The organism is Nocardia sp. NPDC004860, from assembly GCF_040609015.1.
GTDB lineage: Bacteria > Actinomycetota > Actinomycetes > Mycobacteriales > Mycobacteriaceae > Nocardia.
Genome location: NZ_JBEXJI010000026.1, coordinates 78,615 through 104,265, shown reverse-complemented (window position 1 = coordinate 104,265; position 25,651 = coordinate 78,615). Strand labels below are relative to the sequence as shown.

General features: G+C 66.4%; 28 protein-coding genes and 3 pseudogenes. 15 read left to right on the top strand and 16 right to left on the bottom strand.

Annotation, left to right across the window (positions count from 1 at the left end; all coding sequences use genetic code 11):
* Positions 1–170 precede the first annotated feature (170 nt).
* Entirely contained in the window at positions 171–818 is a 648-nt protein-coding gene (locus tag ABZV44_RS34630) for a helix-turn-helix domain-containing protein (protein ID WP_354845878.1), read from the bottom strand.
* Between the two features lie 82 nt (positions 819–900).
* On the opposite strand from ABZV44_RS34630, the gene ABZV44_RS34625 reads away from it, so the two are divergent.
* Positions 901–1,872 carry a zinc-binding dehydrogenase gene (locus ABZV44_RS34625; RefSeq protein WP_354845875.1) on the top strand — a complete coding sequence of 324 codons (972 nt, stop codon included), beginning with the start codon at positions 901–903 and terminating at the stop codon, positions 1,870–1,872.
* A 200-nt stretch (positions 1,873–2,072) separates the two neighbouring features.
* Positions 2,073–2,987, top strand: coding sequence for a hypothetical protein (locus tag ABZV44_RS34620; RefSeq protein WP_354845872.1), 915 nt, complete (start codon positions 2,073–2,075; stop codon positions 2,985–2,987).
* A gap of 185 nt (positions 2,988–3,172) precedes the next feature.
* Here the strand turns inward: ABZV44_RS34620 and ABZV44_RS34615 are convergent.
* Positions 3,173–3,682, bottom strand: a pseudogene (locus ABZV44_RS34615) (NAD(P)-binding protein); the annotation flags it as partial.
* 325 nt (positions 3,683–4,007) lie between these two features.
* Between ABZV44_RS34615 and ABZV44_RS34610 the strand changes: the two are divergent.
* Positions 4,008–5,309: a GDSL-type esterase/lipase family protein gene (locus ABZV44_RS34610; protein ID WP_354845869.1), complete on the top strand. Its 1,302-nt coding sequence runs from the start codon at positions 4,008–4,010 to the stop codon at positions 5,307–5,309.
* Between the two features lie 10 nt (positions 5,310–5,319).
* Here ABZV44_RS34610 and ABZV44_RS34605 read toward each other — a convergent pair whose 3' ends face one another.
* Positions 5,320–6,558, bottom strand: coding sequence for a PucR family transcriptional regulator (locus tag ABZV44_RS34605; protein WP_354845866.1), 1,239 nt, complete (start codon positions 6,556–6,558; stop codon positions 5,320–5,322).
* 104 nt (positions 6,559–6,662) lie between these two features.
* Here ABZV44_RS34605 and ABZV44_RS34600 point away from each other — a divergent pair.
* Positions 6,663–6,983: pseudogene (locus ABZV44_RS34600) on the top strand (SDR family NAD(P)-dependent oxidoreductase); the annotation flags it as partial.
* A gap of 142 nt (positions 6,984–7,125) precedes the next feature.
* Here the strand turns inward: ABZV44_RS34600 and ABZV44_RS34595 are convergent.
* The 5 genes and pseudogenes from ABZV44_RS34595 to ABZV44_RS34575 form a co-directional block, all read right to left on the bottom strand.
* Positions 7,126–7,827, bottom strand: a complete 702-nt coding sequence (locus ABZV44_RS34595) for a PAS and ANTAR domain-containing protein (RefSeq protein ID WP_354845863.1) — start codon at positions 7,825–7,827, stop codon at positions 7,126–7,128.
* Positions 7,824–8,009, bottom strand: a complete 186-nt coding sequence (locus tag ABZV44_RS34590; protein ID WP_354845861.1) for a hypothetical protein — start codon at positions 8,007–8,009, stop codon at positions 7,824–7,826. The genes ABZV44_RS34595 and ABZV44_RS34590 overlap by 4 nt, the downstream gene beginning before the upstream one ends.
* A gap of 198 nt (positions 8,010–8,207) precedes the next feature.
* Positions 8,208–8,384: pseudogene (locus tag ABZV44_RS34585) on the bottom strand (cold shock domain-containing protein); the annotation flags it as partial.
* 76 nt (positions 8,385–8,460) lie between these two features.
* Positions 8,461–8,700: a hypothetical protein gene (locus ABZV44_RS34580; protein WP_354845859.1), complete on the bottom strand. Its 240-nt coding sequence runs from the start codon at positions 8,698–8,700 to the stop codon at positions 8,461–8,463.
* A 413-nt stretch (positions 8,701–9,113) separates the two neighbouring features.
* Positions 9,114–9,536, bottom strand: a complete 423-nt coding sequence (locus ABZV44_RS34575) for an HSP20 family small heat-shock protein (protein WP_354845856.1) — start codon at positions 9,534–9,536, stop codon at positions 9,114–9,116.
* Between the two features lie 145 nt (positions 9,537–9,681).
* Here ABZV44_RS34575 and ABZV44_RS34570 point away from each other — a divergent pair, with 145 nt between their 5' ends.
* The 6 genes from ABZV44_RS34570 (at position 9,682) to ABZV44_RS34545 (ending at position 14,995) form a co-directional block, all read left to right on the top strand.
* A complete protein-coding gene (locus tag ABZV44_RS34570) occupies positions 9,682–10,038 on the top strand; it encodes a MerR family transcriptional regulator (RefSeq protein WP_354845853.1) in 357 nt (118 codons plus the stop codon).
* A 952-nt stretch (positions 10,039–10,990) separates the two neighbouring features.
* The gene (locus ABZV44_RS34565) at positions 10,991–11,515 is read left to right on the top strand and encodes a hypothetical protein (protein ID WP_354845850.1); all 525 of its coding nucleotides are present in this window, start codon (positions 10,991–10,993) and stop codon (positions 11,513–11,515) included.
* Between the two features lie 5 nt (positions 11,516–11,520).
* Complete coding sequence (locus ABZV44_RS34560; RefSeq protein WP_354845847.1) at positions 11,521–12,684, top strand: SRPBCC family protein; 1,164 nt, start codon at positions 11,521–11,523, stop codon at positions 12,682–12,684.
* Positions 12,681–13,088: a gas vesicle protein GvpJ gene (gene gvpJ, locus ABZV44_RS34555; protein WP_354845844.1), complete on the top strand. Its 408-nt coding sequence runs from the start codon at positions 12,681–12,683 to the stop codon at positions 13,086–13,088. Before ABZV44_RS34560 ends, gvpJ begins: the two co-directional genes overlap by 4 nt.
* Positions 13,088–13,849: a GvpL/GvpF family gas vesicle protein gene (locus tag ABZV44_RS34550; protein ID WP_354845841.1), complete on the top strand. Its 762-nt coding sequence runs from the start codon at positions 13,088–13,090 to the stop codon at positions 13,847–13,849. The genes gvpJ and ABZV44_RS34550 overlap by 1 nt, the downstream gene beginning before the upstream one ends.
* Before the next feature lie 924 nt (positions 13,850–14,773).
* Positions 14,774–14,995 (top strand): hypothetical protein, encoded by a 222-nt coding sequence (locus ABZV44_RS34545; RefSeq protein WP_354845838.1) that lies wholly within the window; start codon positions 14,774–14,776, stop codon positions 14,993–14,995.
* 272 nt (positions 14,996–15,267) lie between these two features.
* Here ABZV44_RS34545 and ABZV44_RS34540 read toward each other — a convergent pair whose 3' ends face one another.
* Complete coding sequence (locus ABZV44_RS34540) at positions 15,268–15,735, bottom strand: hypothetical protein (RefSeq protein WP_354845836.1); 468 nt, start codon at positions 15,733–15,735, stop codon at positions 15,268–15,270.
* Between the two features lie 133 nt (positions 15,736–15,868).
* Positions 15,869–16,102 (bottom strand): YdcH family protein, encoded by a 234-nt coding sequence (locus ABZV44_RS34535; protein ID WP_354845833.1) that lies wholly within the window; start codon positions 16,100–16,102, stop codon positions 15,869–15,871.
* A gap of 381 nt (positions 16,103–16,483) precedes the next feature.
* On the opposite strand from ABZV44_RS34535, the gene ABZV44_RS34530 reads away from it, so the two are divergent.
* Positions 16,484–16,633: a hypothetical protein gene (locus ABZV44_RS34530; protein ID WP_354845830.1), complete on the top strand. Its 150-nt coding sequence runs from the start codon at positions 16,484–16,486 to the stop codon at positions 16,631–16,633.
* A 625-nt stretch (positions 16,634–17,258) separates the two neighbouring features.
* Here the strand turns inward: ABZV44_RS34530 and ABZV44_RS34525 are convergent.
* The 3 genes from ABZV44_RS34525 to ABZV44_RS34515 all read right to left on the bottom strand — a co-directional run bounded on the left by ABZV44_RS34525 (position 17,259) and on the right by ABZV44_RS34515 (position 19,343).
* A complete protein-coding gene (locus tag ABZV44_RS34525) occupies positions 17,259–17,615 on the bottom strand; it encodes an STAS domain-containing protein (protein ID WP_354845827.1) in 357 nt (118 codons plus the stop codon).
* Positions 17,616–17,823: 208 nt separating this feature from the next.
* Positions 17,824–18,237, bottom strand: a complete 414-nt coding sequence (locus ABZV44_RS34520; RefSeq protein ID WP_354845824.1) for a DUF2267 domain-containing protein — start codon at positions 18,235–18,237, stop codon at positions 17,824–17,826.
* A gap of 683 nt (positions 18,238–18,920) precedes the next feature.
* Positions 18,921–19,343 (bottom strand): nuclear transport factor 2 family protein, encoded by a 423-nt coding sequence (locus ABZV44_RS34515; RefSeq protein ID WP_354845822.1) that lies wholly within the window; start codon positions 19,341–19,343, stop codon positions 18,921–18,923.
* Positions 19,344–19,413: 70 nt separating this feature from the next.
* Between ABZV44_RS34515 and ABZV44_RS34510 the strand changes: the two genes are divergently transcribed.
* The gene (locus ABZV44_RS34510) at positions 19,414–20,010 is read left to right on the top strand and encodes a TetR/AcrR family transcriptional regulator (RefSeq protein ID WP_354845819.1); all 597 of its coding nucleotides are present in this window, start codon (positions 19,414–19,416) and stop codon (positions 20,008–20,010) included.
* Between the two features lie 424 nt (positions 20,011–20,434).
* On the opposite strand, the gene ABZV44_RS34505 is transcribed toward ABZV44_RS34510, so the two are convergent.
* Complete coding sequence (locus ABZV44_RS34505; protein ID WP_354845816.1) at positions 20,435–21,421, bottom strand: helix-turn-helix domain-containing protein; 987 nt, start codon at positions 21,419–21,421, stop codon at positions 20,435–20,437.
* A 74-nt stretch (positions 21,422–21,495) separates the two neighbouring features.
* Between ABZV44_RS34505 and ABZV44_RS34500 the strand changes: the two genes are divergently transcribed.
* Both ABZV44_RS34500 and ABZV44_RS34495 read left to right on the top strand, forming a co-directional pair.
* Positions 21,496–22,335, top strand: a complete 840-nt coding sequence (locus tag ABZV44_RS34500; RefSeq protein ID WP_354845813.1) for a dienelactone hydrolase family protein — start codon at positions 21,496–21,498, stop codon at positions 22,333–22,335.
* 567 nt (positions 22,336–22,902) lie between these two features.
* Complete coding sequence (locus ABZV44_RS34495; protein WP_354845810.1) at positions 22,903–23,112, top strand: DUF4158 domain-containing protein; 210 nt, start codon at positions 22,903–22,905, stop codon at positions 23,110–23,112.
* On the opposite strand, the gene ABZV44_RS34490 is transcribed toward ABZV44_RS34495, so the two are convergent.
* Positions 23,090–23,491 (bottom strand): nitroreductase family deazaflavin-dependent oxidoreductase, encoded by a 402-nt coding sequence (locus ABZV44_RS34490; protein ID WP_354845807.1) that lies wholly within the window; start codon positions 23,489–23,491, stop codon positions 23,090–23,092. The genes ABZV44_RS34495 and ABZV44_RS34490 overlap by 23 nt on opposite strands.
* A 97-nt stretch (positions 23,492–23,588) precedes the next feature.
* Between ABZV44_RS34490 and ABZV44_RS34485 the strand changes: the two genes are divergently transcribed.
* Entirely contained in the window at positions 23,589–24,257 is a 669-nt protein-coding gene (locus ABZV44_RS34485) for a TetR/AcrR family transcriptional regulator (RefSeq protein WP_354845804.1), read from the top strand.
* 453 nt (positions 24,258–24,710) lie between these two features.
* Here the strand turns inward: ABZV44_RS34485 and ABZV44_RS34480 are convergent, their stop codons facing one another.
* On the bottom strand, positions 24,711–25,109 hold the full coding sequence (locus ABZV44_RS34480) for a low affinity iron permease family protein (protein ID WP_354845801.1): 399 nt from the start codon (positions 25,107–25,109) through the stop codon (positions 24,711–24,713).
* Positions 25,110–25,651 lie beyond the last annotated feature (542 nt).

The following is a 25,651-nucleotide window of genomic DNA, read 5'->3' as shown; positions in this document are numbered from 1 at the left end:
ACGGCGTAGCCGGGTTCATCTGGATGTGACCTCCTAACGCACTGTCATGCCGCGTCCCGCGCTGACCGCAGCGGACAGCGCGTGGTGTCGGAAGATCAACTGGCCGTGCCGATCCGAGACCGGCAGAACGTCCGCAACTGCCGACGACCGGGCGTCGCTCTTCGGTCATCCTATGATTCACGTGTCGGATTGCGGCGGGGCGTCGCGGGCATCAATCGTGGTAGCGGTGGTAGCGGTGCGGACGCCGGTGAGGCTTGGAACGCTTGGATCATGAGGGCGGCGAAGCGGCGGGAGGCCGCGATTCGTGCAGCCGGTGTGCTGGCGTGGATGCCGTTGTTGGCCATGATCATGAGGATGAGGTCGTCGAGGCCGATATCGGGGCGCAGGCGGCCGGTGTCCTTGGCGCGGCGGATCAGTTCGGCGGCGCCGGCGAGTGAGTAGGTGCGGATCGCGGTGAAGTCCATCGCGTGCGGGTAGGCGGACATGAAGGCCGCGGTGAAGCCGTGGTCGCGGGCTTGCAGCTCGCAGAGCTTCTCGACGACGAGACAGAAGCCGTGCCAGGGATCCGGGTCGGCGAGCCCTTCGTCCACGAGGGTCCGGCAGGCGAGCATCTGATCGGTGAATGCCTCGGTGACCAGCATCTCCTTGGTCGGAAAATGGCGATAGAGGGTGGCGGGGCCGACCTCGGCGCGCCGGGCGATCTCCCGCATCGGCACGTCCAGGCCGTTGGCGACGAACATCGCGCGCGCCTCGTCGAGGATGCGTTCGCGGTTGTCACGGGCGTCGGATCGCAGGGCGTGAGGCAAACGAGTGGTCACCGCTCTCACTTTAGCTAAACGGACGGGGGTGTCCGTTACGGTCGGTTGGTCTGTCCCGATCGAACAGAACACGGAGAAACCAATGCATGCAGTGATGGTCACAGCGTTCGGAGGTCCCGAGGTCCTCGCGGTGGTCGATCTCCCCGACCCGAATCCGGCCGCCGGACAGGTGTTGATCACGACCGAGGCGATTGGCGTCGGCGGTGTCGACGCCCTGATCCGAAGTGGCGCGCTGGCCGCCTACGGCGCCACGCCCGGTCACATCCCCGGCCAGGAGGTTGCGGGCACCGTGACCGAGGTCGGCGAGGGTGTCGACACAGCGTGGATCGGTCGGCGCGTGTGGGCGTTCACGGGTGAGAGCGGTGGCTACACCGAGCGCGCCGTCGCCTCGGCCGAGACGCTCGTCCCCCTGCCGGAGACCATGTCGGCTGTCGACGCGGTGACACTCGGCAGCTCCGCAATGGTGGCCCACTTCGCTTTGCGCCATGCGCATTTCGCGCGCGGGGAGTCGGTGCTGGTGCGTGGCGCGGCCGGTGGCATCGGAGTCATGGCTGTCCAGCTCGCTGCTCGTGGCGGCGCCGGTGCAGTCGCGGTCACGACCTCATCGGCCGAGCGCGGCGATCGCCTGCGCAAGCTCGGCGCGACCCACGTGCTCGACCGCGCCGGCCGGGGTACAGAGAACGTTCCCGCGGGCTACGACGTCATCATCGATATCGCCGCAGGCGCGGATCTGCCGGCGTTTCTCGCCAGGCTCGAGCCGAACGGTCGCATGGTGGCCGTCGGCGTGATGGCAGGCATGCCACCGGCGGACTTCGGCGCGGAGATGGTCGCGGCCTTCAAGAAGTCGATGTCGTTCGCGACCTTCAGCGCCGACACCGTGCCCGCATCCGACCGACGCGCCGCGACCGCCGAACTGTTCGCCGCCGCGGCTCGCGGCGAGCTGGAAGCGGTTGTGCACGAGACGCTTTCCCTGGAACAAGCTGTGCTGGCGCACCAGAAAATGGAAACCGGCGAGGTGTTCGGCAGAATCGTGCTCACACCATCGGCGAGATAGGCGACACCGCCTCTCTCCGCAATATCAGCGCACGCACGTGCCGCTACCCGCGCGTTGTGCACTGCTGCAGGGCAGTTGGTTCTCGGTCGATCTGAGAGATGCCGGCGGCTGGACCGTCGCGGCCCGCTTCGGGCCGGCCAATCGCTGACCATGGCATCCTGCGGGGGCAGGTGGCGGGTGTGCCCGTAGGCTAGGGCGGCATGACGCTCGACCAGGTCGTGGCCGAACTCTACGGGCTCCCGCCCGCCGAGTTCGTGGCCGCCCGCACCGAGCACGTGCGGCAGGCCCGCGACGCCGGGGACAAGGCCCTGGCCGCCGCCATCGGCAAGCTCCGGCGGCCGACGGTCGCCGCGTGGGCGCTGAATCTGCTGTCTCGTGAGGCGAGCGATGATGTCCGCGCACTGCTGGAGGTGGGCGACGCCCTGCGCGATGCCCAGCGCCGACTGTCGGCCGAACAGCTGCGCGCCCTCACCACACAGCGGCAAAAAGTGGTCAACGCCGTCACCCGCAAGGCCGCCGAGCTGGCCGCGGGCCGGGGCCAGCGCCTGACCGAACCCGTCCTGCGCGATATCGGCGCGAGCCTGCAGGCGGCACTGGCGGATCAGTCGGTCGCCGACGGGCTCTGCGCCGGAACCCTCACCGCCGCGGCCACTTACGAGGGATTCGGCCCCGCCGCGCTGACCGCGGTTCCCGGCGAGGGGCACCGTAGCTTCGGAACGCGCTCGACGACAGCCGATCCCACCGAGGATCGCGCTGAGAAATCGGCCGCGCGGACTCGTCGGCGCGCTGATCCCACGGCTGCCGACGGGCCGGCCCCCGATCCGCAGGCCGAGGTGCGGCGCGAGCTCGAGGAGATGCTCGCCGAAGTCGAATCCGCCCGCGCCGCTGTGACTTCCGCCCGATCCGACCACGACACCGCGGCCGCCGATCTCGCTGATCTCGACGACCGCATCGAAGCCCTGCGTGCCGAGCTGACCGAAGCCGAACACCGCCACCGATTCACGGCCGCCACCGAGCGTTCAGCTCGCGAGGCCCTGCAGCGTGCGCAGAAACACCTGGACGGTGTCGAACACCGCGTCGACCGTGCCCGCAAGCAATTGACTCCCGGCGTCTGAGCGGACCCACGTCGTATCGAGCGCGGCAGCGGTCAACGCGCGCATTCCGTGGAGCATGAACCGCGGTGACCGCCATCCGGCCTCCCTGCTCGCCGAGCAGGGACAGGGCCCAGAACAGGTGCACCACCTAAGATCACGACGAGCGCTACGCGCGGGGACGCCAAGCCTGCGGCGAGGTCGGGGGAGGGGCGGGTCGGCATGGCCGGGTCAACCAGTTTGGGGCGCACAGCCTGGTAGCCGTGGTTGTCCATGTGAGTCAAGAGGCGGCAGAAGTATTCGCACAGGAGGCCGATCTCGAGGGTCCACGAGGAGTTCGTGTAGCCGACGGCGAAGGCGAGGTTGGGGACGCCGGAGAGCATCAGGCCTTTGGTCCCAGGGGTTGTAGGGCCGGTTCTCGGTGGCGGTCTCGCGCAGATAGGACAGGATCCGTTCACCGTCTGCGATCGACTGCTCGTCGCGCCACGGCTGAACTCGTAGCCGAACGTGTGCAGGTCCGAATCCGAGCGGATTCCCGGGTATCGGAACAGATCCCAGGTGCCGCCGAGGCTGTCGCGCGCCTCGAGAATCGCGAAGGTCTTGTGCGGCAGCAGGGTTCGCAGGTATCGGCCCGCACCGATGCCGGATATTCCCGCGCCCACGATCACGACGTCGAGATGCTCGACGGCCGGCCGAGGGCCGGTACTGAGGGTTGCCATCGCGACTTCTTGCCACATTCCGCGTTCACCCCCGCGGCGATGCGGAGGGTCACCTCGGACTCGAACAGCCGGCGACCGGCTCGCTCCAGCGGATCTCCGCAGAATCACCACGATCAGGTGAATATCGCTGCGCATACCCGCCGCCCCCGCGTTCACATCGACCGCCGAGCCTGAACTATCTGCACCACACAACCGATCAGCCTGTGGCAGTTTGCAATAGCAACACGGCCTGAATCGGCCCTACAGTGGTGCGGCTCACTGTGTGACGCCGACCGGTGGACCACCGGCCGACCGATTCGTTGACCGACACAGATGTCAGGAGTTCGTGGTTGTGAAGACGTGGATGGCCGGTGCAGGGGTACTGCTGATGCTGACCGGTGCGCCGGTGGCCGCCGCCGAACCGGCGAGCCCGGCGGGCTGCGGCGGCAGCCATTGGGTCGGCAGCTGGCTGGCGGCGCCGTCGGATTCGTTCAGCGTCATCGATCCGGCGCTGTCGCCGCAGTTTTCGGCCGGCGATCAGACGTATCGGCTGGTGATCACCCCGCACCGCGGCGGCTCGACCGTGCGCGTGCATCTGACCGACCGCACCCGGCCGACGCCGATCGAGATCGGCCACGTGACCATCGGCGCGCAGGCCGACAATGCTGCCGTACAGCCGGATTCGCTGCGCGAGGTGACCTTCGGCGGCAGCCGCACAGTCACGATTCCCGCCCACGGCGATGCGATCAGCGACCCGATCGAGCTGACATTCGACGCCTTCGAACCGCTGTCGGTCAGCGTCTACGTACCCGGTGTCGCAGTCCTGCCGACCGAGCATTTCGACGGCAACGCCACCAGCTTCTACAGCCCGCCGTTCGCCGGCGACCGCGCCGCCGAGCCGTCCGGGGCGGCACTGTCGTTACACACCACCGCGATTCCGCTGGTGTCCGGGCTGGATGTCGTCGCGCCCGGCGATATCGGGACGATTGTCGCTTTCGGCGACTCGATCACCGACGGATACGTCGCCGCGAACTACCTGGGCGACCCGCAAGACCATTCGGTGGTGGACCGTAATGTTCGCTACCCCGATTTCCTGCAGCGCCGACTCGACGCGGCGGGCAGGCCGTTCACCGTGCTCAATGCGGGCATTTCCGGAAATCGGGTCAGCCGTGAGGGTCTCATCCCGCAGTTCGGGCCCGATGCGGTGTCCCGGATCCAGGCCGACGCGATCGATCAGGCCGGCGTCACCGACGTGATCCTCGCGGAGGGCATCAACGACCTCGGCGTCCCCATCGGCGCGAGCTACGAGCAGATCATCGCCGCCTACACCACGCTGATCGACCGCCTGCACGCCGCCGGGCTGCGCGTGCACCTGGCCACCCTCATGCCGGCGAGCAATGCGCTCCTCGACGGCATCCTCACCCTCCCCTATTCCGATCCGGTCCGAGTGCGGGTCAATGCCTGGATCCGCGGCCAGCACCTGGCCGACCACGTCATCGATTTCGATGCGGCCCTGCGTAATCCGGCCGACCCGTCCGTCCTCGACCCCCGTTTCGCGGGTCCGGACAACCTGCATCCCAATGCCACCGGCTACCGGGCGATGGCCGACGCGATCGACCTGGACGCCTTCCAGCCCAGGTGCTCGTGACCCCCGGTGGTCAGCGAGTCCAGCGCAGCACCTCGAGCGCTGCCCCGACGGCGATCGGATTGCTCGCGAGCGGCCGCGGCAGCAGCTCATCGGCGTGCGCCAGCCGGCGCACGACCGTGTTGCGGTGCGTGAACAGGCGTTCGGCGGTCCGGGTGGTGCTGCACTGGGCCTCGAGGTAGGCCGTGACTGCGGCGATCACATCTGGGTCGGCGTCCACCAGCCCGCCGAGGGTGTCGGCGACGAATTCGTTGGCACGCAGCGGGTCAGCGGTCAGGACCGCCACCAGATGCACATCGTCGTGGCGCGCCACCCGGCGCGGGGAGGTGAGCCGGATGAGCATGCGCTGGACCTCGAGCGCGTCGAGGTGACTACGCCGGAACCCTTCGACATCAGTTCCCGGCCGCCCCAGGGCGATTCGCACGTCCGGCGCCGAGTCGAGCCCGCTGTCCAGCGAAGCCACCTCTGGCGCGGCGCCGACCGGCAGCCACAACCACAGCGCCGCCGCACCGGCCACGATGGTGAGCCGGTGTCCCGCGCCGCCCACACGCATCAGCAGTTCCGCAGCCGTCTCGAGCTGATCGCTCACCGCCGGCGAGGAGGCCCAGACGATCGCGGCGGTATGCGGCCCGGTCAACCGGTAGCCGAGTTGCTCCTCGGCCTGCGTGCGCCGGATGGGCGCGCCCTCCAGCAGCAACGACACGGTGGCACGTCGTTCGGCGTGCGCACCCCGGGTCAGCTCCGCGCGTTCAGCCTGCATCCGCGCGGTAATGGCCTCGATCGTGTCCTCGATGTACGTCGATATCGACAGTGAGGCGAGTTCGAGCAGTTCGCGCAGCTGATCACGATCTTCGGCCAGGTCGAAGGAAACCTCCATGCAGCGGTTCCACACCACGCCGAAGGTGGTGCGGTAGGCGTCGAGCGCGGTCTCGTCCAGCCCTCGACGCACCAGATCCCTTGCCGCGGATAGTGTCTCGGGCCCGAGATCAGGGGCGACCCGGCGGCCGGGATGCAACAGGTTGGCCTGCGCCCAGTGCAGGACGACGACCAGGTTCGAGCGTTTCACCGCCTCCGCGAGGACGGGATCCTCGGCGATCTCGCGCATCCGCTCCCCGCTGAGCGAGGCCTCGTTCAACAGTTCCAGCCATTCCGGCGGCGGATTCAATGCGATACGCGCGGCTTCGCGGATCAAGGCGACCGTCTCGGGTCCCGGTTCCGGCCAGTTCACGAACCGCGCAGCACTACGCACCATGAAGCCATGATTGTGGTTCGTTTTGCGCTCGCGCAAGGGGACCCGCAGATCCCAGACTCGACGAGCACGTCGACGCACCTTCAGCCACCCGTAGGAGAATCCACATGAGCTCGTTCAACGGCAAGGTCGCCGTCATCACCGGAGCCGGATCGGGCATCGGCCGCGCCCTCGCGGTCGAACTCGCCCATCGCGGCGCCCGCATCGCGGCATCCGACATCGACGCGGCGGGCGTGCTCCGGACGAGCGATCTGGTGACCGCCGCGGGCGGCGAGATTCATTGCGAGACAGTGAATGTGACCGGCCGAGAGGCCGTCGTCGCGTATGCCGAGCAGGTTCGCGCGCACTACGGGGTGGTGCATCAGGTCTACAACAACGCCGGCATCGCCGGGCGCACGCTCACCGTGCTCGACACCGACTGGGACGCCTACGAGCGGACCATCGCGGTCAACCTCTTCGGAGTCATCCACGGCACCAAGGCTGCCGATTATGTTGCGTTTACACAAGATCGATTCTGCGGTGAGGATCGTGGTTCCTGCCAGACTGGTCGTGTGAGCATCGGTATTGGTTTCAGGGTTCGAGGCCCTGTTCGACCGGCTCACGGGGGGCGCGCTGCCGGTGCAGGGTCAGCAGCAGATGATCGAATTGCGAGCGTGTCGCCGGTGATATTCGGATGGTGGCGATCTCGCCGATCAGCCGGGCCGCCAGATCACGCACGCGGATGTTGGTTTCCTGCGACCGCCATACCAGTACCCGGAATGCTTGCTCGGCGCTGATGCCGTAGGCGAGCATCAGCGCTCCTTTGGCCTGCTCGATCACCACCCGGTGTTGGAGTATCTGCGGTAGCAGGTCGTCGAGGATCGCGTGGGTTTGTGCGGCGTCGCGGTCGGTCAGGTCGATGTAGTAGCCCTCGGTGCCGACCACGGCGCCGGTGTCGTCGGTGATCGAGTCCGACACCACCGCGACGTGGTGCTCGATGCCGTGGGTGTCGATGATGCGGTGGCGGCTGGAGAACGGGGCGTGGTCGTGCACCGAGGTGACCAGTGCCGCTTCCACTCGGTCGCGGTCATCGGGATGTTTGTGCGACAGCAGCAGTTCCGTGGTCGGGGTCACCTCGCCGGGCGTGTAGCCGTGCATGCGGGCCACTTCGTCGGACCACTCCCAGTGTTGGTCGGCGAAGTGGAACCGGAACCAGCCCGCGTGCAGTGCGTTGCCGGCGCCGACCACCTTCTCCACCGAGGCCGCCGCCTCACCGCCGTAGTGCTCGGTCATGGCCTCAGTGCCGCACCCGGCGGCTGGGTGGGAGCCATGATGGTGTTCCACCAGGATCGCAGGGGGCTGGGATCGGGCCAGTGCACCACCGGTGAGTCGCCGGAATCGGTTGCGGTGGTGAGCGTGTGGCACACGTCGAGGCGATGATCGGCGGGGGTATGCGGATGGGATCGGGGGGTCATGATGATCCTTGTGCTGGTGTGCTGGTCGGCGCGCGTGCTGCTCGCAGTGTCGGGATCGGGTCTGTCGGGTTGTAGCCGGCGGGAACCGGGTCATGACATGTGGTGGCGGCAGCGCGGCCGGCGTTGTCGCGCGCGGTGCGGGCGGTGCGACGGGATGGGTGGGGTGGTGTGAGCGCGGGTGTAGGGCACGACGCGGGTGGCTTCGGGGCCGCGGCCGGTGTCGGCGGCGGTGAACACCACCGGCTGCCCGGCGAGCAGGGTTTTGAAGCCGGGGACGTCGATCACCTGGTAGTCGACGAACACCGCGGGACCGGTGTCGGGGGTCAGGAACCCGAAACCCTTCTCGGCGTTGAACCAGGCGACCTGGCCGTGCTGCCAGCGCGGTCGTTCTGCCCCGCTGCTGGTGTGTGGGTCGCAGGGGGTGGTGTCAGCTCGGGTGGTGGGTGTGAGATCAGTCGGTGTTGCCGCAGTCATGGTCATAGTCGTCATCGAGGTCCAGCGGGGTGATCCAGGCTTGGTCGAAACGGTCGGCGATCGCGGCGGCGTCGACGGCGGCGCGGATCCGTGCGGCCGGCGGGTGCAGCGCAGTGGTGTCGAGGCCGACGTCGCGGTCGCTGTCATGGACGAGAGCGTTCTGTTCGGCGCGGTCGAAGTCGCTGCCTGCTGGGACGAAGGTCGCGGTGTTGGTCATGGCGGTCCCTCCTCGGATGTCCATCGTGGGAGTCGATTCGGCGAAAGGGCCGGGTGAGCCCGGAAGCCCAGGGCTGACCGGGCTCACCCGTCGACGGAAGGAATCTGACGCAGTGTTGTGAATCCCGCGCGGGGCGGGAAGACGCGCCGTGCCTGCGATGCCACCTCGAGTGGCTGTGCACGCCCGTCCTGAGAGTCTCGGACCGGGGGATTGGTGCCGGTTGCAGGGTCGGGGGTCGACGCGCCCCCGCCTTCCGCGCGGATCGGTTGTGCTGTTGGGGACAGGCATCACCTCCTGCAACGCTCACGATCTCGAATTCGGGACGACACCGCGCCCGGGCCCTGGGGGACCGCGCGGAGCCGGTGAGACCGGGCCCGGGCTGTGGCCGTGCCGGCGGGTGAGCCGCCCGGGGGTCAGGCGTCGATGGCCTGGCGGTCGGGCTCGGCGCGGGTGATCTCGATCTTGCGGGGTTTGGCCTTCTCCGCGACCGGGATCGACAGGCGCAGTACCCCGTCGCGGTAGTCGGCGCGGATGGCGTCGGTGTCGAGATTGTCGCCCAGGAACAACTGTCGGGAGAACACGCCGCGGGTGCGTTCCGCGGCGATCATCGACCGCCCCGGATCCAGGTCCGGGCGCGAGGCCTTCACGGTCACCACGTTGCGTTCGACATCCAGGTCGAGAGAGTCCGGGTCGATGCCGGGCAGGTCGAATTCGACGAAGAACTCCTCGCCGTCGCGCCAGGCATCCATCGGCATCACCGCCGGCCGTGCCGGCGTGCCGAACACCGCCTGCGTCAGGCGATCCAGGTCACGGAAGGGATCGGTACGCATCAGCATGGTCGCCACCTCCCATTCACTCCATTCTCGATCGAAGGGAACTCAGATAACTTGTGTCATCTGGCTGAGATTTGTTTTAGCACTCTGCTGAGGAGAGTGCAAGGGTGACGGTGAGGTAATCTGGGGAACACGAGAGAGGAGTCCTATGCTGCCGGATCGACACGACCATCACCCGCCCGGTCACCGGCCCGGCCCGGGGCAGGCGGTGTACGGGATCTCGGTGGCCGCCGAGTTGGCCGGGATGGGAGCGCATTCGCTGCGCCTCTACGAGCAGCACGGGCTGCTGACCCCGGCCCGCAGCTCGGGCGGCACCCGCCGCTACAGCGACGACGACCTGGCGCGGCTGGCGCGTATCGCCGCCCTGGCCGGGCAGGGGATCAACCTGGTCGCGATCGCGCGGATCCTCGACCTCGAGGACGCCAACACCGTGCTGCGCGATACCAACGCCGCGCTCACCGCCGAACGCGACGAGCTCCGCGGCCACCACCGCGGCTGCTCGTGACCGCCATCGCGTGCCGGCCACCAGGATCTGGTGTGCGGCCTCCCGGACCCGGGCGACCGCGGCACCGTCCATCACTACCTGCTCGCGCCGCTCCCGATTCATTAGCGGACGACTCTGACCAGCCCAGAGGTGCTCGACGCGGTACGACATCGCACGCGGGGTCCAGTGACTTCTCGCGGATCTGTTCCAAGTCGGAGACTCGCGCGGACAGTCTTCGAAACCTGTGGCCCGCCGCCGCAGTCCGTGGCCTGCAGGACACGATCCGCCGACGCCTCGTCGCGCAGAGCAACTGACATCTGATCACCGCGGTCGGCAGCCCAGAGCAGTTGATCGTTTCCGAACGAGAGAAGAGCGCGGAACCGCGGAAATCTGCGAGTTGCTCGGGAGTTGTCGGTGGGTGTTGCCCGCCCCCGGTGTGCGCATCGAGCGCGCAGGTCTGGGCAGGGTGGGCGGGCAACACCCTCTCGGTGCTCTCAGCTTGGATCCGAATGAGCATCGACCATCGGTCTACCCGCTGAGGGGCCCGTCGATCACCGGCCTTTGGGCGGGATGCCCAGCCGGACCGGGTGGGCCGTTCTTGCAAGGCCGGCCGTGTGTGGTCCAACGGACCTGCATGTCACGGGAGTTCCGGCGCAATGATCTCCAAGCCGCCTCCATCGCCGCTGGCGGGCTATCAGCCTGCCTGGGCAGAACTCTGACCGTCTGGGCGCGCTGACCTATCCGCAATTGTGCTGGTGGCCCGCACTCGGCACGGTGGGCGCGATAGTGCTCAAATCGCCGCCAACATCGGATCGTCACGTGACGCCAGATTCGATGGGTGGTTGCCGGGTATACGCCGAGCATGGTCATTCGCACTATGGCCTGATCCCACTCATCAAGGTGTCGTCGCTCGACCTCGAACAACCTGGGGCCGTATCGGTGCTGCTGCAGTCGAGCAAGCAAGGAGTAGGCCATGAAAGGTGGCACAAGAATTGCGTTAGGGGCGGGCATCGGTTACGTGCTGGGACGCAGGCGCAAGATGCGTTTTGCGTTGTCGCTGGCGGCTGCGGCGATTGCGAGGCGGAATACGGGGATGACCGGGGAGCTGCTCGAGCGCGGGACTTCGTTACTCAAATCGTCTCCGGAGCTGGCGCAGCTCACCGACACGGTGCGCGGGGAGTTGCTGGGTGCGGTCCGCTCGGCCGCGGTGACTGCCACGAGCAACCGTCTCGATGCGCTCAATACCCGGCTGCAGCAGGGTTCGACGCCCGGGGCGGACAGGGGCCCAGACGAGCGTGAAACGGATTCCTACGAAGAGGAAGACGAAGGCGACGAGCGCAGGGGGCCCGCCGCGCGTGCGCGAGCAGGTAGCCGGGAAACGAGTTCTGGAAGCTCGCAGCGTCGCTCCGGTTCCACCGGCGGTAAGTCGGTCTCCTCGGTCCGAGGCCGTGCCCGCGCCGATGCCGGCGAAGCGCCTGTGCGCCGCGCGGGGAGGTGAGCGCGATGCCGAAGTCCAACGGACACCGCAAGGAGACCGCCCACACCATCGGCCAGCTCGCCGATACCGTGAGCCGTGCCGGGGCGCAAATCGCTGATACCGCGAGCCGTGCTGGGGCGACTGCAGGGAAAACCGTCACTGCATCTGCCCCGACGGGTGTGCTGCAGCAATCGGTGCAGAACCTTGCCGGGACCCTGGCCGAACGCGCGGTAGCCGGACTGGCGGGCCGGGCATCGCGAACCGCGGACCGGCTCACCGACTACGCAGAAGGCAGGGGAGGCAATCTGCTGGCGGCGGTGACCGGGGTGGAGAAACTGGCCGGAGGCGCCTCGCCGTGGCAAGCGATGATGAGCGCAGGGGTGAGCAAGCTCGGGCACACGGTCCGGGAGACGTTCGAGGGCGTCAAGGAGTCGCTGACCGGAGGCAAGGGCAAGGGCGGCACCACGAAGCTGAAGCTGACCAATATCGTCGAGCACATCGACGTCGGCGTGCCGATCGATCTGGCCTACGACCAGTGGACCCAGTTCGCGGACTTCCCGAAATTCACCAAGAAGCTCGAACAGGTCGAACAGGTCTCCGACGAGAAGCTCAGCTGGACCGGCAAAGTGTTCTGGTCCAGACGCACCTGGGAGTCCACGATCCTCGAGCAGGTGCCGTTCGAGCGGATCGTGTGGCGTTCCAAAGGCGCCAAGGGCTATGTCGACGGTGCGGTCACCTTCCACGAGATCACCCCGGACCTCACCCGCATTCTCGTCGTGCTCGAGTACCACCCACGAGGAGTGTTCGAGAAGACCGCCAATCTGTGGCGCGCGGCAGGCCGCCGCTGTCGGCTGGAACTCAAGCACTTCCAGCGGCACGTCATGACCGAGGCTGTGCTGCACAGCGACGACATCGTGGGCTGGCACGGCGAGATCCACGACAGCGAGGTCGTCGAAGACGACGAAACCGCACGGCGCAGGGAGACCGAAGACGATCGTGGTGAGGAACAGACGCAAGAGACCGAGGCAGAGGAGGCCGAGCAGGACGAGGAAGAAGAGGTCGACGAGCGGAACGAGGATCAGCGCGCCACCGACGAGGACAAACAACGAGAGCCGTCTCGCCACCGAACGGCCGCCCGCAAGAGCCCAGTGACCCGCCGGTCGCGTGAGAGTGAAGGAGCAAACAGATGACTATCGAACCCGCAGGCGGCGGCGGCGCAAGCGGCACGTTGGCTCGGCCGAACTCTTCCAGCCTGGCTGATGTCGTCGACACCATCCTCGACAAAGGCCTGGTCATCGACGCGTTCGCCCGCGTGTCGCTGGTCGGCATCGAACTGGTGACCATCGACGCGCGCGTCGTGGTGGCCAGCGTCGACACGTATCTGCGTTTCGCCGAAGCGGTCAACCGGCTCGAGATCTCGAGCAGTGAGCCCAAGGGCCTGACCGACATCGTCGGCGACGTCACCGAAGGCGCCGCCAAACACAAAACCCAGGGTGCACTCGATGCGGCCGGGCAGAAGGTCGCCGACTTCCTCGGCGATGTGCAACAGAAGCGTCAAACAGTGCACAGGCCCTCCACACGTGAGGACCGATAATGGCTGCCGAATCAACAGCGGTGTATGTCTACGGCATCGTGCCCGCCGACGTTGAGACCGAACCACACGCCATCGGAGTCGGCGATCCACCCAGTGAAGTCACGGTCGTGCGGCACGGCGAAATCGCCGCGCTGGTCAGCACACTCGAGTCCGACCTGCCGCTGGGCACACCCGCAGACCTCAGAGCCCACGAGGAACTGCTGGACGGATCGGCCGCAGTCTGTCCGGTGTTGCCGCTGCGGTTCGGGGCGGTCATGACCGACACCGACGCGGTGGAGAGCGAACTGCTCGCCGCGAACGAGGACCAATTCCGCGCCGCCCTCGACGAACTCGAGGGCCGGGTCCAGTTCGTGATCAGGGGACGCTACATCGAAGACGCGATCTTGCGGGAACTCCTCGACGAGAACGCCCAGGCCGCGCAACTGAAAGACGAGATCCGCGGCAAACCCGAGGACGCCACCCGCAATGCGCGAATCATGTTGGGCGAGCTGATCAACGACGCCATCGAGACCAAACGAGCGCAGGACACCGGAAAGGTGGTCTCCGAACTCGAGAAACTCGACGCACTGATCAACCAGCGCGAACCCACCCATGACGAGGACGCCGTCCACCTAGCGGTACTGGTCGAATCGGCCCGGCGAAAAGAGCTGGAGGAAATGGTGCGCCGGCTCATCGCGGACTGGGACGGCCGGGTGGAGCTGAACTTGCTCGGACCGATGGCGGCCTACGACTTCGTCACCAAGCCAGCCCCCACAGGGTGACGCCGTCCGAAAACTACCTTCACCCTCCTCGTCCGATCGGGTGCGCCAAGCCGCGCCCGATGGGCGTCGTCGACAGCCACCGGCCGGTGGTTCATCCGATCGAAATCACCGGTCTGGAAGAGTTTCTCGCGCTCTACCACAGCGTCGAAGAAGCCCTGCGCGCCTGAGACGGCGACACAATCCACCTGACATGTGTTGGTGGGTGGCGCCTGCCCCCGGCGTGCGCATCGAGAGCGCGCAGATCCTGGGCAGGCTGGGCGGGCAACCGGAGTTCTCGGCACGAGGGCGAGTCCTGGTGGGCTAGAAGGCCGTGGACGTCGGGCCAGGCTTGCAGCGGGTCGCGGGAGTACCAGTGCCCGTCCCATTCCCGCCTCGCATCGCAGGCGGCGTGGAAGTCCTCGTCGTCGGACGGCTCGGGAAAGTACGCGCTCACTACCGGCCTGTCGCTGTGGAAGTAGAAACGCGCGATCTCGGGATCGCGGTCATAGACCCAGTGGATCCACGCCAGCACCGCCGGCGTCGACAGTATCCGTTCAGCAAACCAGCTGCACGGAGTCAAACTGCCCGGTTCTCGTCGCGTGGCCTCCTGGACCCCGGCTACCGCAGCGCGATCCACGGTCACCCGCTTGTGCCCCTCAATTTCAAAGCGAACGACTATAGACAGTCATGGTGTGCCCGGAGTGGTGCGACATTTCTGCGACACAATCACCACTGCCCTGGAAACCGCCACCACGATCGCCGCCGCTTGCATGTCGATGTCCTGGGCGGCCCGGGTCCGAAGCCGTTGGCTGCGGTGTTTCGGTTCGTTTCGATTCCCTGTCAATCCGGTTAGCAGCAAACTTTCCGCGTACGCTTGTGTGCTGGATCGAGGACGAACGAAGGCGTTGCTGTTCGGCGGTAACCAACCGACAGAGGAGAACGGGTATGGACCAGCAGCAGTTCATCGCCACTCGGCGGGAGTTCGACGAGATCGATACCGACCGCGACGGTTTCATCACCTTCGATGACGCTCTCGTGTGGGGTATGGCCCAGGAGCCGGAAGTGCGGGACATCGTCGGGCGCCGTATCAAGCAAGACCGCATCTGGGCCGAAGGGCAGGTTTCCTTCGAGGAGTTCCTGCGCTACAAGCAGCTCACCGACCACTGATAGCCCTCGTGTGAAACGCCCTGCAGCTGCAGTGACGGTTGTCGGTCACATCCCTGAAGGGTCTAGCGTGTGTCGCTATGGCGGGCTGGGACATTGTGGTGAGGGTGGGTCAGGACGACTGGCTCACGCTCAACGATGCCGCCGAGTGCACGGGGATGGGCGTTAGGCCTACTTCTCTTGGGGGAGGACGCGGGGCGCGGACTGGCCGAAAAATCAACAAGGTTCGGCATATGCGCTGATCAGCACTGTGGCCGCCCGGAAGACTCCCACGGTCACCCGGAGTAGGGGTCGAGGTTGCGGTGGGTGTGGTCGTCGATCGCCTCGGCGGGCCGCAGCCAGCGGACCGGGACACGCAGGGGCTCGATCTCGGGTAGACCCACGGGTCGGTCCTGGTCGTCCACGAGCCGTCCGCGCACACGGTATTCGCCGTGAGGCAGGCCCAGCGTGGTGAGCGCAGTGACCTGTTCGTCGGTCAGGACGACCTCGATGCTCGGGCCTTCGGTGAGCGGTCGCCCTTCCGCCATGGCCGGAGTGCTGGTCGAGTCCACTGCGGTGACGGTGAGCCGGAAACGAGTACCGCTCATCCACCACCACGCCGAGGCCGGCGTGCCGGGTTGGTCACGGTCGAGTTCGCGCCCTTGGGAAATCCGGTGCGGAATCAGCACCGCATAGGTTTGCCCGACCACGACGTCGCGGGCCCGCATGAATTCAGCCTGCGCTTCCGCATCGGTGCTGGTCAAGCCATTGTCGTTGTCTTCGCACGGCCACTTCGGGGACTCCGAGCAGGCCGAAGCATACTGGCGGGACTGCCCCCTCGTCCTCGGGTGGCAGCGCTCTCTTCATTGTCAAGCGGCGAACGACGTAGGGTATTTGTCATTCGTTCGACTGTGGTCCACCCTGTACGTTTGTCTCGAGCTGTGACTCCAGCATGATGATGTTATCTTTCGCCGCCAGTCTCTCCTTCTTCAGCTTGTGTATCGCAAGGTCATCGATGTCACTGCGGCCTACTTTCTGTTCAATTTCCCTTTCGAGTCCTGCCAACAATTCCCGCAGAGACTCCAACCGGTTATGCAATTTCTGTTGCTGCTCAGGATTCCGCGACGTCATGGCCGTTACCCCTTCCTGCCTATGCCCTGCCGACTGACGCGCCTGACATGATCCACCTCCTCGGAACTGCTGCAATACCCACCACGGCGGCCTGAACTCACCCGGACAGGTCACAGGTGTATTTCATGGGCGAGCCGGCTACCCAATCGTCGCGGTTGAAGACCAGCAGCCCAGCCCGCGCCACGCGGCACCGGCGACACGTGATGCGGCGACCCCAGGCGGGGCGCGTGACAGTAACGGGACAAGGACCTGATCCCGATGCCGAATTCATTCCTCGCCGCTGGTGCACCGGCGATAGCCGCGTGGCGCGGGTCGCCCGTTGGGGCAAGTCTCCTTCGAGGAGTTCCTGCGCTAGTAGGAGTTGACCGCCGATTCATAGATATGGCGAGCAGGGACATCGTGGTGACGGTGAGCGAAGACGACTGGCTCACGTTGAAGGATGCCGCCGAGTGCGCGCGGATGAGCGTGGCGGCCTACGTCTGCTGCGGAGTCCGGCTGCTGGCGATGCAGGCCTGCCCCGGCGGCGCGTAACAGGACAGCCGAGCCGCTGTCCCGAAGACACGACCACGCGCGTCCGGGCTCAGCGAGGAATCGGAGACGGCCGCGTGGACGCAATCCTTCGCCCAGCGTTTCTCGTCTCGCGGGTACCGGCATCCCCCGACACGGAGCTGTGGGTGAAGCGGTGGGGATGTGTGTCGCGGCGTGGCGGGGGTCCGGTGCACAGTCGCGCACCTACGATGATCGGTGGTCATCCGGCAATGGCCACGGCCATGGTCGGATACCTGCTGGTTGAGATATGACACCCCGCCCGGTGCTGCCTCCGTCCGCAGGCCGGGCGGGGCCACATCCGGCGGCGCGGCACCGCGGATTCAGGTGCGTTCACAGACCCGGTTGCCCGGTGGGTGATCTTGCCCTGATGCGAGCAAAGGTTCCGATTGATGACCCATTCCGGTCGACTGGCTGTGACCGGCGTTACTCTGATCGCAGGTCAGCGACACAACTACCTCCCGGGTTCGCTGACCTGCCATGTGCGGCTCCCGATGGCCGCGATCCGCATCATGGTCCAGTGCCGCCAGGGCTGTCCTGACGGCACTGTCGCGTCACTACCCGGCCCGGCCAGGGTCACGCTCGGGCGGCGGGTTCGGCGGATCGATCGTTATTGCTTCACCGGTTCGATCGAGCGGGGAGCGCAGAACGCGAACTGGGCTGCCATGCCGGTTGCGTCCAATATCCGTGTGACGCAGTAGGACCCGTCGATGCACATCTTGCAATGGCACCGGTCGGCGAAGTCCTGGGCCGCGAGCAGGGCGCGAATCCCGGCCACGCCCAGGAACGTGACCTCTCTCAGATCGACCACCGTTGACCCGTCGACGCCGAGGCTGCCGATCAGCACCTGCTCGAACGCGGGGGCGGTCACAGCGTCGATCTCGCCGCCGATGGTGCACACGCGGGTGTGGTCAGCCAGGGTCGAGACCGTGATCGACAGCAGGCCGGGACAAGGGAGGTGACTCATCACCATCACCTGGTTTCGGGGGCGCGAGGGCTGAACGCCGTCCGCGGTGAGCGCCCTGCACCACCGCGAGTGACCAGGCTGTTGTTTGAACCCTGTGTGTAGCGTACCCCGCCACCGACACCGAACAGACGGACAATTCGACCGCGCGGCCCTAGCCTGCGCGTCGCCATCGCTGCTGGTCAAGCCGTTGTCATTGGTTCTCGGGCGATTACTGCCGCTTTTCAGTCGCGCGGACCACGTGGGTGGGTTCCTGCTCGGCGGCGAGCATGCTCACGACGTCGGCGCCCAGATGTGCGGTGAGGTCGGCGAGGAAGTCCGGGTCGTGGATCCGCAGGACCTTGAGCACTGCCCGGGTGACGCGGCAGGCGCGTGTGGGTTCAACCTCGAGACGCCACCCGACTTCGGCGATCACGTGGCTGCCATCGAGCGGGTGGGGCCTGCCGAATGGCTCCATCGACTCCTCCAGCAGGCCAGGCAGCTGCTGAGCGTGCTGATGGCGGACCGCTGCCGGTAGAGATCGTGCGCAGGTGGACAGCACCGCCGTGACGGCCTCGCGGGCCTGCTCGCGGGTGTCGAGTTCGGCCGACTGCTGCACGGCTTCGATGATCTCGTCACACTTCATGGTGATTCGACGATGCTGGTGAATCCCGATCTCGGCTGATGATCTTCACTCATCGTACGTGGCCGCGACGGCTTTGAACTGCGTCAACCGAACGTCCCCTCCTGCCACATACCCCGCTGAGCGACCCGGCCAGAGCGCCACGCCGGCGCGGAAGATGATGTCGTCCGGCGCAGAGGCAGCAACGGGTACGGCCGGGTGCGGTTCTGCTCCTCGATCCGCGCCCGGCACCGCGGGCGCATCATCGACATGTAGCCCTCGCCGGCCGGGCGTTCGCCGCAGATCTGGCACATTTTCTGATCGTCCGACTCGCGCAGATCATAAGCGATGCTCGGCTCTATCATTCGCACATGGGTTCCCCTGGGTTGCGACCGTAGTCATGGCACCGGATCAGGGCGTTTGCGTTGTAGACGGTGTCCATGACGCACTTCCCGTGGCCTGAGAGCCGTTGGGTCACACCGTCTCCGAGTGACCTCACTGACGGCGCGCCCTCGCGCCGAACTGTCCATGAACGACATGCGCGTACTGCCGGCGGTCGTACGGCGCTCTGCCCGTTGATCTTCCGATGCCCCGCGCTGGCCGCTTCTGTCAGCGCGGTATGCGGCAATAGCGGACGTGTCCAGGAACCGCCCTATGGGAGGTTCTCGGTGGAACCTTTCCAAGGCAACGGCGGCGGTGTGTTGCCTTCAGTGGGCGGAAATAACTTCTGGTACTGCATCTTTCGATTCGGGCAGGTCGCGCGTGATGGCGTCGACCCGGAACAGGCGGCCGTCCGGGGCGAGATCGCCGAACATGTATATCTCGGTGGCGATCGTCCGGCCCGTGCGCATCGTGGCGGTGACGGTGTAGCGGGCTGCGACACGGTCGCCCGAGGCGATGGTGTCCATGATGTCGACCCGGCACTGGGTCACGTTCTTGCGGCTGGGTTTCGCGTGAGCCACCAACCGACTGCGGTCCATCGGGTGCCCGTCGCTGAGCCAGAGAATATCGGGGGTGTGGTATCGATCCACGATGACTTCGGGCTCTTCGGCTCCGAAGGCCATTTCCGCCACATATGCGGTGAGGTATGCCGCGAGGTCGTGTCCGGGGAGAGCGATGGAAGTTGCCATATCCGTTCATCCTTTCAGATAACTCGTACAACACTGTCAAGGCTAGGCTTGTCTGCTAAAGTTGACAAGGATGTCCGAGAAAACTGGTTCACCGCGCCGCCGACGAAGTGACGCCCTCCGTAGCGCGGAATTGGTGCTCGAGGCCGCCATACGGACACTCGGCGAGCGACCCGACGCAAGCCTCGAGCACGTGGCCGCAGTCGCAGGGGTCAGTCGGCAAACGGTCTACGCTCACTTTCCGACGCGCGACGTGCTGATCCAGGCCGCGGTTGCCCGCATCACGACAGAGGTCGTCGCGGCCATCGACGCAGCTCGCCTTGGAGAAGGCCCGGCGGGGGAAGCCCTCCAGCGATTCCTCGACCTCTGCTGGCACATCATCCAGCGCTATCCGATGCTGCTGCACCTGCCCGCCGCCGATCCGGCCGACGATCATGATGCCCACGCACCGATACTGGGGCCACTGGACCAGCTGATCCGCCGTGGTCAGGCCACCGGCGAATTCGATCCCCACTGCGCACCCGAATGGTTGTTGACCGCCATCATGGTGCTCGGCCACGCTGCTGGCTCCGAGGTGTCATCGGGACGCATGACAGCAGGCGCGGCCATCGCATCGTTCCAGTACAGCGCTCGGAAACTGATCACGGTACAAGCAGTCCAACAGCGGTAGAAATGACAAAGAGTCAGGTCCGAGTAACTACTCGCGAGCCGCGACCACTCACCTGGTCGCCATCCTGAATTCGGCACTACCGCGCGTTGGTCCGCGAATGCCGCCCTTCCGATCACCGCGTCGTGGACAGACCTGGGGTAACACCCTCGAACCCGAAGCTGAACAGGCGCAACCGGTTACGTCGACTACATCGAGGACACCATCAGCGAGACCCTAGAGAACATGGGTTCGAATGACCGGCGTGTCTGGTATCTGCACCTGGACGGCTACGCCATCGACAACGACCACCTGATCCGGACCCTGCGCGGGTGGGTGCGGCGACGCCGATCTTCTGCTCGGGCCCACAACGCCACGTCCTCGCGGCGAGCCGGTCGACCCTCGGATGGGGTAGCCACCGCGATCACTGTTCTTGTTCGGTCGCCAGCTAGGTCGATTGTGCCGCGCGGGTGCGGGTGGCGGTCGGTGTCTCGCCGGTGTGCCTGCGGTAGATGCGCCGGAAGGCTGCCGGATCGGCGTAACCCACCGCGCCCGCGATCATGTCGACGGGTTCGCGCGTGGTCGTGAGTAGGGTGGCCGCCTGCCCGACCCGGAGGCGATGAACGTACTGGGTGGGTGAGACGCCGGCGCGGTCGCGGATGCGGCGGGTCAGAGTGCGCGGAGAAACCGCTGCGACACTGGCCAATTCGTCCAGCGATAGTTGCCGGTGCAGATTGGCGTGCACGTGCTGTTGCACGGCGCGCAACACCGGGTCGGTGGCTCGTAGATGCTCGAGCACCATGTAGCGCGACTGCGACATGCGGGCATCGAGCACCAGGTAGTGAGCGACCTGCTCGGCCAGTGCACCGCCGCCGAGGCGGGCGACCAGCGCCAGCAGCAGATCTGTGTGAGCGAAAGCCGCACCGGCGGTGAGTATTGCGCCGCTGTCGACCACCATGCGATCGGAGTGCACGGTGACATCGGGGAAGCGGCGGGCCAACAGCGGCGCCAGCCACCACGTAGTGGTGGCGGCCCGGCCCGACAGCAGCCCCGAGGCCGCGAGCACGAAGACAGCCGAGCAGGAGGCAGCTACCGTAGCGCCGGAATCAGCGGCACGTTGGATGATTTCGACGGCCTGCATGGTCTGGGGTCGGGTCAGCAGTTCCTCGACACGCGCTTCGCTGGACGCGGACGGCCCCGGCAGCACCAGAATATCGCCGGGTTCGAACTCCGCCGCGCCGAGCGGGGTTTCGGTATCGACGCTGATCAGCCGCCCACCGCTGGATCGGACCGGCAGCCCATCGAGTGATGCGACGCGCTGCCGCAGCCGCCCGCCCGTCGTGTCACCGGTGATCCCGGCTGCCGTGTCGACGATGTCGATACCGAGGCCGAGTGCACCTTCGAGCACACCGTCGAGCGCGAGGTGGGTAATCATGTGGCGAGACTAGACCGAAGAGTGGCGATCTTGCCAATGGCGGTGTGCTGACCTGTTGCGGCAGGGTTTGGGGTGTGCAGCAATCTCTCCCGCAGGATTCTCTCGACGACGACCTCGCCGATTTCGCACCCCGGTCGATCACGCTCGACGGAGTAGCCCGCACGGTGTACGTCAGCGGCAACGGACCGGCGGTCATCGTCATGGCGGAAATGCCCGGCATCAGCCCCGATGTGGCCCGGTTCGCCCGCTGGGTACGCGACGCCGGGCTCACCGTCTACCTGCCGTCACTGTTCGGCCGCGACGGTGCCTACCCGGAGGCCGAGGCCGGCGTGGAAGTCTTCAAACGAGCCTGTGTCAGCGCGGAATTCCGGGCCTTCGGCGCGGGCAAGTCCAGCCCGGTCGCGGTGTGGCTGCGTGCGCTGGCAGCCCTGGCCCATCGCGAATGCGGCGGTCTCGGCGTCGGCGCGCTGGGGATGTGCTTCACCGGGAATTTCGCGCTCACCATGATGCTCGAGCCCGCGATGCTGGCGCCGGTGCTGTGCCAGCCGTCGCTGCCACTGGATGAGCCTGGCGGACTTGAGATTTCGCCCGGTGAGCTCGCGGCCGTGCGGGAGCGACTCGATCGCGATAATCTGGTGGTGCGCGCCTATCGCTTCGAGGGCGACAGCTTCTGCACCGCGCAGCGCTTCGCCGCCTACGCCGCAGCGCTGGGTCCGCGTTTCGAGCCGCGAGTGCTGCCCGCGGACGCGGCGAATCCCTCTCCGCCGCCGTTTTTCTCGCAGATCGTCGGCTGCCCCCACAGTGTGGTCACCGCGCATCTGGTCGATACGGCGGGGGAGCCGACCGCCGCGGCCCGCGACGAGATCCTCGCCTTTCTCGTGAACCGGCTGACTGCGGACATCCCGTTGCAGTGACATAGCGTCCACTGCTGGTTCAGCTTCGCGGCCACTTCACGCTGGCCGAACTCTCCGCGGAGATCCGCGGATACGTCCAGTGCGACACAGAGGCCATTCCGATGTGCTCGGGAGCCTCGGGAGGAAGTAGTTCAGGGTTAGTTGAATTCGGCAGCCACGGAGAGACACTCGGGCTGCCGTCAGACATCATGACGCAGCATCGCTAGCCCAATACCGCGTTGCTCCACAGGAAGGCCCCCGGGCTGGTGTCTTCAGTTGCGCCGCAAACCTACTGAAGTCCCACCTTGCACCGGGGTCTTTCCATGTCCGCGACCGACCCGTCATGACCCGGGTCAGCGATCGTCGTCCGGTCATAGGCGGTGTGCGAGTCGAGTGAGATTCAGGGTGTTTGCCAGTACGTCCAGAACTGTCTGTTCGTGTCGACGTCATCGTCGCTCTCTACAGCATCTAGCCGCGGCAGGAATCCTGAAGCTGGCCCCCGCCCAAGGTAGCTTCGCGCTCAGCGTGATTCGTCTACTGTGCCGGGCGTGCGTCAGGGGTGGCCGACCGAGGATCGGGTCGTGGACGTTGGTCGGTGAGGATTGGCGGTTAGTGGGCAACAAGTCGGGCGCGACGCGACTCGGGTTCAGCCTGTTGCTGAAATTCTTCGAGCTCGATGGCTGGTTACCTGCAGGGCCGGATGACCTACCGGCCGCCGCGGTGGCGTACATGGCCGAGCAGGTGAAGGTCGATCCCGCGCTGCCGGGTTGGCGGATCAGTGAGCGGCTTCGGATTTGAAGGTCACCGCGTTGCCGAGGTCCATGCGTAGGAATTCGGTGATGCGGAACAGCTTTGGCGGGCGGGCGGCATCTGCGGGCAGCGCCTGGAAGGCCTCGGTCTCTCCGACGATACGCGGGGCGGCGAGTTCCACGTCCCGGCCGCCGATCTGCAGGGATGCGCCGCCGGCCGCCAGGACATTGCGCACCCAGTCCGCGCGCGAGCCGTAGACCAGCACGAATAGATACCCTCCCGGGACGGGATGGGCGTCGAGCGGGGTGCGGTAGGTCGTGCCCGAGGTGCGGCCGATGTGCGTCAGCACCGGCCACTTCCCGTTCGCGATCGCGCGCGGGTTGAACAGCCGCTTGTTGACGTGCCCCCACCATTTCGGCATCGGCATCGAGGTCTCCTTCTCTTACGGGCGTAAGGTTGACTTACAGCTGTAAGGTAGGCTTACGGGCGTAAGCCTGTCAATACCCTTCGAACCGGGAGCCGCCGTGCCACGAGGATCGCAACCGCTCAGCCGGGAACGGGTGCTGGATGCCGCCATCCGGGTCGCGGATCGCGGTGGCGCGGAATCGATCTCGATGCGGCGGGTGGCCCAGGAACTCGGGGTGGAGGCGATGTCGCTGTATCACCACGTGCCGAACAAGGAGGCCATCCTCGATGGTGTGGTGGATGCGGTGTTCGCGGCGATCGACCTACCGGATCCCGGCCGCGTGGACTGGCGGGACGCGATTCGGGTGCGCGCCCATTCCGCCCGGCAGGTGTTGTCGCAGCACCGCTGGGCGCTGGGGCTGATGGACTCCCGCCGCAATCCCGGCCCCGCCACGCTGCATCACCACGATGCGGTGCTCGGAGTGCTGAAAGCGGCCGGGTTCACTCTCGCCGACGCCTCGCATGCAGTCTCCGTCATCGACAGCTACATCGGCGGTTACGTTCTGCAGGAAGCGAATCTGCCCGCCGCGACCCCTGCCGATGTCGAGGATGTGGCGAGCGACATCCTCGAGCGCCTGCCCGCGGATCGGTACCCGCACCTGCGCGAGCTGATCACCGATCACGCCTTGCGACCGGGCTATGACCATACGGGCGAGTTCACCTACGGCCTGGATCTGATCCTGGATGCGCTCGAAGCTCGCCGCGGCTCCGGGCAGGGGCCCCGCTGACCTGACGGCACGCGTATCGAAGGCGCGGGACCGGCCGAAGGACCAACTGGTCTTGGACAGCTTGCCCCGCTTACCTGTAACTCTCTGGCCAAGTGGGCCGCCGGTATCTCCGATACCCTGCCGCTCGGCCTGCTGGTCGAAGCGGTCGGGAAGCGGCTGCCCGTGGTGGCCATGCCGTTCTCGAATTGGGCGCAGATCAGCTTTCCCGCGCTTCAGAATGCCATCCGCGATCTATCCGACTGGGGCGTAACGGTTTTGGTCGGTGATGACGTGTACAAGCAACACGAACCCGGCACGGGGGCCTGACCACATCCACCTGTTCCCATGGGATTTGGCCTGGCAAGCACTGCTCGCACACCCGTGGCGGTCGCAGCTAGCTAGCTAGGCGCACGGTGGACCGATCCGGATGGTCGGCGGGGCTCGGCTGCTGATGACTCCCCGTACAACCACATCTCAGTGGCGCTCTTCGAGTCCAACAGCTTCCCGTAGCCGATCCGCGGCCGTTCGAAGCTCGGGATCGTTGAATGCCGATGACGCGAGCAGCGAGGCCAGCGCCTCGGCGATGACATTGAGCTTCTCTTGCGCGGCCTCGCTTGCGCGGCGGCTGGCGTTCTCGAGCAGCACCACCAACAGCAGCGTGAAAACGCTCGCAATGGTATGAATGCCAACTTGCCAGGTCTTGAGGTCCGTCCACCATGGCAAGCTGATCAGCCACGCCACGACGATCCCGGCACAGATGAAGAAGAACGGAGCCTGACTCACTCGCAACGCGGCCTGCCCGACGAACCGGTCAAACGGCGACCGGTGATCATCTCCACCACGACTTCGTGCGGCCTCTCTGTGTCGCTCCATCATCGGAAGTTTAGTGGGCGGGCGTCGGGGCTCGAACGCGAAGCCGAGGGTCGTCCAGTTACTCGAGTCGGTCCGCGCCAACTCGGGTTGGTGCGGATATGCGGCCAGCCGCTGGCGTGTTCGTTGATGTCGCGGCTGAGCGCGGTGTGTAGGACGTGATCGGCCGCGACGGCATCGCGCGGCGCTGCCGAAGGCGGAGGCATCGCCAACCTGCAGGACGCGGGCGAAAGGTTCACCGACCGGACGGGCCGGTTCTGTCCGGCATCCTGCATGACAATCGCGATCACGCAGCTAATTCGTAGATATCGATGACTTTCCGTGCCTGGGCACTCTCGATTCGTGCCATCAGCCCGGTATTCGGGCCTTTCCGGCACAGGATGTCACTAGTGTGCGGTGGGGGTGAGCTGATCGTGGAACGTGGCTGGGATCCGGGCGCAGTTATCGCACCGCATTCTCATGTCGGATCATCTGGCCGGGGTCCTGGTGGACGGCTCCGGAATCGGTCCACGAATCCCAGGTTTGCGCCGGTCAGGTTCGTGGCG

Bases quoted from the DNA above. Each gene is read 5' to 3' on its own strand.
- ABZV44_RS34580 (WP_354845859.1), bottom strand. From the start codon at position 8,700: ATGACCAACACCGCGACCTTCGTCCCAGCAGGCAGCGACTTCGACCGC.
- ABZV44_RS34530 (WP_354845830.1), top strand. From the start codon at position 16,484: ATGGCGAGCAGGGACATCGTGGTGACGGTGAGCGAAGACGACTGGCTC.
- ABZV44_RS34520 (WP_354845824.1), bottom strand. From the start codon at position 18,237: ATGAAGTGTGACGAGATCATCGAAGCCGTGCAGCAGTCGGCCGAACTC.
- ABZV44_RS34535 (WP_354845833.1), bottom strand. From the start codon at position 16,102: ATGACGTCGCGGAATCCTGAGCAGCAACAGAAATTGCATAACCGGTTG.
- ABZV44_RS34565 (WP_354845850.1), top strand. From the start codon at position 10,991: ATGAAAGGTGGCACAAGAATTGCGTTAGGGGCGGGCATCGGTTACGTG.
- ABZV44_RS34550 (WP_354845841.1), top strand. From the start codon at position 13,088: ATGGCTGCCGAATCAACAGCGGTGTATGTCTACGGCATCGTGCCCGCC.
- ABZV44_RS34575 (WP_354845856.1), bottom strand. From the start codon at position 9,536: ATGCTGATGCGTACCGATCCCTTCCGTGACCTGGATCGCCTGACGCAG.
- ABZV44_RS34560 (WP_354845847.1), top strand. From the start codon at position 11,521: ATGCCGAAGTCCAACGGACACCGCAAGGAGACCGCCCACACCATCGGC.
- ABZV44_RS34625 (WP_354845875.1), top strand. From the start codon at position 901: ATGCATGCAGTGATGGTCACAGCGTTCGGAGGTCCCGAGGTCCTCGCG.
- ABZV44_RS34595 (WP_354845863.1), bottom strand. From the start codon at position 7,827: ATGACCGAGCACTACGGCGGTGAGGCGGCGGCCTCGGTGGAGAAGGTG.
- ABZV44_RS34620 (WP_354845872.1), top strand. From the start codon at position 2,073: ATGACGCTCGACCAGGTCGTGGCCGAACTCTACGGGCTCCCGCCCGCC.
- ABZV44_RS34570 (WP_354845853.1), top strand. From the start codon at position 9,682: ATGCTGCCGGATCGACACGACCATCACCCGCCCGGTCACCGGCCCGGC.
- ABZV44_RS34510 (WP_354845819.1), top strand. From the start codon at position 19,414: ATGTCCGAGAAAACTGGTTCACCGCGCCGCCGACGAAGTGACGCCCTC.
- ABZV44_RS34505 (WP_354845816.1), bottom strand. From the start codon at position 21,421: ATGATTACCCACCTCGCGCTCGACGGTGTGCTCGAAGGTGCACTCGGC.
- ABZV44_RS34605 (WP_354845866.1), bottom strand. From the start codon at position 6,558: ATGGTGCGTAGTGCTGCGCGGTTCGTGAACTGGCCGGAACCGGGACCC.
- ABZV44_RS34515 (WP_354845822.1), bottom strand. From the start codon at position 19,343: ATGGCAACTTCCATCGCTCTCCCCGGACACGACCTCGCGGCATACCTC.
- ABZV44_RS34480 (WP_354845801.1), bottom strand. From the start codon at position 25,109: ATGGAGCGACACAGAGAGGCCGCACGAAGTCGTGGTGGAGATGATCAC.
- ABZV44_RS34490 (WP_354845807.1), bottom strand. From the start codon at position 23,491: ATGCCGATGCCGAAATGGTGGGGGCACGTCAACAAGCGGCTGTTCAAC.
- ABZV44_RS34525 (WP_354845827.1), bottom strand. From the start codon at position 17,615: ATGAGTCACCTCCCTTGTCCCGGCCTGCTGTCGATCACGGTCTCGACC.
- gvpJ (WP_354845844.1), top strand. From the start codon at position 12,681: ATGACTATCGAACCCGCAGGCGGCGGCGGCGCAAGCGGCACGTTGGCT.
- ABZV44_RS34590 (WP_354845861.1), bottom strand. From the start codon at position 8,009: ATGACCCCCCGATCCCATCCGCATACCCCCGCCGATCATCGCCTCGAC.
- ABZV44_RS34545 (WP_354845838.1), top strand. From the start codon at position 14,774: ATGGACCAGCAGCAGTTCATCGCCACTCGGCGGGAGTTCGACGAGATC.